Consider the following 1374-nt stretch of genomic DNA (forward strand, 5'->3'; position numbering starts at 1 on the left):
GGACCTATCCGTCATTTCGTGGGCGGGGCATATCATGAGGTATAAAAGTCATGGATATGCCGATGAAGAAGAAGAGGCAAACCGTAGCGCGTCAGGCAGCGGCCCGCGGGCCGCTGCCTGAGTTGCCCAAGGAACTGCTGGACCAGTTGGTCAAGGGGCCGATGACGCCGACCGAGGTTCAGGATCTGATGCTGGCGTTCAACAAGGCGATCATCGAACGGGCGATGGGCGCCGAGATGAATCTGCATCTGGGCTACCCGTCGGGCCAGTCCAAGCCGGCCGGACAAGCCAACGAGCGCAACGGCGCCAGCGGCAAGACGGTCATCACGGATCGCGGCCCGGTTCGTGTCGAAGTCCCTCGTGACCGTGACGGCAGCTTCGAGCCGATCCTGATTCCCAAGCACGAGCGCCGCTTCACCGGCTTCGACGAACGCATCATTGCGATGTACGCGCGTGGCATGAGCGTGCGCGAGATTCAAGGGTTTCTGGCCGAGCAATACGGCACCGAAGTGTCGCCCGACTTCATCAGCTCGGTCACCGACGAGGTGATGGCCGAAGCGCTGAGCTGGCAGAGCCGCCCACTCGAGGCGATGTATCCGGTCGTGTTCTTCGATGCGCTGCGGGTCAAGATCCGCGACGACGGGGTGGTCAGCAACAAGGCCGTCTATCTGGCCTTGGGCATCCAAGCCGATGGCCAGCGCGATGTGCTGGGCCTCTGGATCGAGCAGACCGAGGGCGCCAAGTTCTGGCTCAAGGTGTTCAATGAACTCAAGACGCGCGGCTGCCAGGACATCCTGATCGCCGTGGTCGATGGCCTGAAGGGGCTAACCGAAGCCATCAGCGCGGCCTATCCGCGGACCACCGTTCAGACCTGCATCGTGCATCTGATCCGCAACAGCCTCGAATACGCCAGCTACAAGGACCGCAAGGTACTCGCCACGGCGCTGCGCCCGATCTACGCGGCTGCCAGCGAAGAGGCAGCAAGGCAAGCGCTGCAAGACTTCGCCGACGGACCTTGGGGCGCGAAGTACCCGACGATCGTGCAGTCGTGGCAACGCGCGTGGGAGCACGTCGTGCCGTTCTACGTGTTCCCGCCGGAAATTCGGCGAGTCGTTTATACGACAAACGCCATCGAGAGCTTGAACATGCAATTGCGCAAGATCATCAAGACGCGCGGTCACTTCCCGAACGACGAGGCGGCCATCAAGCTGCTCTGGCTGGCGCTGCGCAACGTACTGGCCAAGACCGTGAGGGCCGCCTTCGACTGGAAATCAGCGATGAACCAGTTTGCTATTCTGTTCGGCGAACGGTTTACGCAGGCGCGTGGATAACCTGTTGTTCAACCGCCTCGCCCACAAAAATGCGGACAGGTTC

At 61.6% G+C, this 1374-nt stretch carries 1 protein-coding gene; it reads left to right on the top strand.

What is annotated here, in order from left to right:
• The first annotated feature begins 56 nt into the window (after positions 1-56).
• Complete coding sequence (locus ACM6JT_RS24655) at positions 57-1331, top strand: IS256-like element ISBcen18 family transposase (RefSeq protein ID WP_407056672.1); 1275 nt, start codon at positions 57-59, stop codon at positions 1329-1331.
• Positions 1332-1374: the final 43 nt, after the last annotated feature.

Source organism: Burkholderia sp. IT-111MI5 (assembly GCF_949752865.1).
GTDB lineage: Bacteria > Pseudomonadota > Gammaproteobacteria > Burkholderiales > Burkholderiaceae > Burkholderia > Burkholderia pyrrocinia_C.

Excerpts from the sequence above, each read along its gene's own strand:
- ACM6JT_RS24655 (WP_407056672.1), top strand. The coding sequence starts at position 57 with ATGCCGATGAAGAAGAAGAGGCAAACCGTAGCGCGTCAGGCAGCGGCC.